Below are 2,807 nucleotides of genomic sequence, written 5' to 3' on the forward strand. Positions count from 1 at the left end.
TAAAGAGCAGCAACAACGATTAACACTTTCAAATACCCCGCTATACCAACAAAAAACAATACAACTAAAAGGTACGACTATGAGCTGGTTTTTCTTAATGATGGGCGTGATGGCGGAAGCACTTTCTCACGTAGCACTTAAAGCAACCGACGGTTTCAGTTTGTCTAAACCCATCCCTGCTCTATTGGTGATTTCAGGACACTTGGCGGCATTTCTATTTTTGAGCCAAGCAATGAAAGGGATGCCTGTAGGTGTGGTTCACTCTTTATGGGCGGGCTTGGCTATCGTAACCGTGAGCTTGATTTCTACATTTGTTTACCGTCAGCACCTCGATACTATGGTGTGGGTTGGTATGTTATTTGTGGCAGCAGGTGTTGTGATGATCAACCTATCTCAAGGTCACTCGCACTAGTGTAGATAGTGACTTATGAACAGTGTGTCAATTCGTTCAAGTTTCCTAACAGACAGTGTCGCCTTCACTTATTCATACTCTTACAATCGGCAAATCAAACCTGTTACCATAGCGTCTTCTACATCACCTATTTTGAAGGTTGCTATGAAAGCAATTAAGACTCTTTTCTTCCTGATGGTTTTATTAAGCGGTCTGTTTACCGCTTGGCTGTTTATCCCGATTCCAGCGACCATGGACAAGCAAACGCTCGACCTTCCATTAACGGAACCATTCAAGCTTGTGGCGTACCGCAGCAACCCGAATGATGCGAGCAAGCCGCTGACTTACCACTACTATGTGATTTCAGATGTGGTTGGCGTGGACGACATGGACCCGTTCCTAGTTACCACAGACCAATTCGTGAAACTTGGCAAATTCGACGAGAACACGTTCAATTTAACGGTTAACGGCAAAATCGAGAGCTACACCAACGATTTGTGGATCAAAAAATCTGACGGCAAGCTTCAGCACTGGTACGTGAGTATTGATGCGAACTATGTTCGTTAGAGTCGAACCCAAATAGACCCGATTTAAAACTGCGCTTTGGCTTCCAAGCGCAGTTTTTGTTTCAAGCCGCCCGCCTTAAACTCTCCTCTTTTCCACTTTCACCCGCAACTGCCCTTTATCCCAAGATGATAAAAACAATCTAACTGTCGCAAGCTGCATAGGTGTTATAAGCCCTTAAGATGTTATAAGCTCCATCTATGCTCGACTCCCTATAAATCAAAAATAATAAAGGATCACCCGTGGAATTTACGCTCGACAAATTTAACGGCATCATCATCGACCCAGCAACAGCCCCTCACGATGCTGACTCTTTCAATGCCGAACTCAGCGAGATCACCGAATTTTCAAAGCAGAATAACAAAGGCATAATTTGGATTAGCTTGCCTATTTCGCTCTCGCACCTTATTCCGGTGGCGACTGAACTTGGCTTTGTGTTTCACAACTGTCTAGAAGACGAGATTACGCTGATCCACAAATCCGAGATTGTAGAGTTTGTGCCTTTCATTCCGACCCACACCTTGGGCGCAGGCGCATTGATCACCAACGAACATAATCAAGTGCTGATGATTAAAGAGCACGGTATGACAGGCTACAAATTACCGGGCGGCCATATTGAGTTGGGTGAAGGCATTGAAGAATCGGTGGTTCGTGAAACCTTGGAAGAGACTGGTATCAAAGCCACATTCATTTCTGTAGTTGGCATGGCGACGAGACACCCGTATCAGTTTGGCAAATCGAACCTCTACTTTATTTGCCACCTTATCGCTCAAACCCAAGAGATTGCGATTCAAGACACCGATGAAATTGCAGAGGCTAAATGGGTTGATATTGAAGAGTATATTAACAACCCTGACAGTTACCCGTTTAACCGCCAATTAGTCGGTTCTCTGATAGGGAAACAAGGATTAGAGCTTACTCAGCTAGAAGGTAATTCTGGCCCAACCCACAAGCCCGAGATCTTCTTTTCGCAAAACTAGAACGATTCAAGCATAAAAACGCCCAACTCAATTGAATTGGGCGTTTTGGTTTCTAGCTTTTGTTTTTCTTAATTAAGCCTACTGCGTTGTTAGTTATTCTTTGTACCCATGATTCATTCTCATACTTTTAGAACGAACCTGTATTAGAAGAAGCCCAACGGATTAGTATCGTAGCTGATCAACAGGTTCTTAGTATTTTGGTAGTGATCGAGCATCATCTTGTGTGTCTCACGGCCAATGCCCGATTTTTTGTAACCACCAAACGCGGCATGAGCTGGGTAAGCGTGGTAACAGTTCACCCAAATACGCCCCGCTTCAATGTTACGACCCATGCGATACGCTAGGTTTGCATCACGCGTCCATACGCCTGCACCCAAGCCATACTCGGTATCGTTAGCGATTTCTAACGCTTCCGCTTCGTCTTTAAACGTCGTCACCGCGATAACAGGGCCGAAGATCTCCTCTTGGAATACACGCATCTTGTTGTGCCCTTCCAGCATGGTTGGCTGAATGTAGTAACCGTTGCCGAGATCATCTGGTTGCTGCGCGATTTCACCACCTGTTAGCACTTTCGCACCTTCTTGACGACCGATTTCTAGGTAGCTCAAGATCTTGTCAAACTGCTCTTTTGAAGCTTGTGCGCCAACCTGAGTCTCGGTATCTAGCGGGTTACCTTGTTTAATAGTTTGAGCACGCTCGACCACCTTGGCGATGAACTTGTCGTATACCGATTCATGAATCAACACGCGTGATGGACAGGTACACACTTCACCTTGGTTGAAGAACGCAAGCAGCATGCCTTCGACACACTTATCAAGGTATTCGTCTTCATGGTTAAAGATGTCTGGGAAGTAGATGTTTGGAGACTTACC

General features: G+C 45.1%; 4 protein-coding genes. 3 read left to right on the top strand and 1 reads right to left on the bottom strand.

Going from position 1 to position 2,807, the window contains the following annotated elements; genetic code table 11:
- The first annotated feature begins 79 nt into the window (after positions 1-79).
- The 3 genes from AB4653_RS25765 (at position 80) to AB4653_RS25775 (ending at position 1,935) form a co-directional block, all read left to right on the top strand.
- Entirely contained in the window at positions 80-412 is a 333-nt protein-coding gene (locus tag AB4653_RS25765) for a multidrug efflux SMR transporter (RefSeq protein ID WP_012601126.1), read from the top strand.
- 144 nt (positions 413-556) lie between these two features.
- Entirely contained in the window at positions 557-958 is a 402-nt protein-coding gene (locus AB4653_RS25770; RefSeq protein WP_102258272.1) for a hypothetical protein, read from the top strand.
- A 239-nt stretch (positions 959-1,197) separates the two neighbouring features.
- Positions 1,198-1,935, top strand: coding sequence for an NUDIX domain-containing protein (locus AB4653_RS25775; protein ID WP_102258265.1), 738 nt, complete (start codon positions 1,198-1,200; stop codon positions 1,933-1,935).
- Between the two features lie 143 nt (positions 1,936-2,078).
- Here the strand turns inward: AB4653_RS25775 and AB4653_RS25780 are convergent.
- Positions 2,079-2,807: aldehyde dehydrogenase family protein (locus AB4653_RS25780; RefSeq protein WP_372105647.1), on the bottom strand; the 729-nt coding region annotated here is incomplete at its 5' end.

This window comes from Vibrio sp. 10N.222.48.A3 (genome assembly GCF_041475345.1).
Classification (GTDB): domain Bacteria; phylum Pseudomonadota; class Gammaproteobacteria; order Enterobacterales; family Vibrionaceae; genus Vibrio; species Vibrio tasmaniensis_A.

Coding starts and splice junctions, on each gene's coding strand:
- AB4653_RS25770 (WP_102258272.1), top strand. CDS start 557: ATGAAAGCAATTAAGACTCTTTTCTTCCTGATGGTTTTATTAAGCGGT.
- AB4653_RS25765 (WP_012601126.1), top strand. CDS start 80: ATGAGCTGGTTTTTCTTAATGATGGGCGTGATGGCGGAAGCACTTTCT.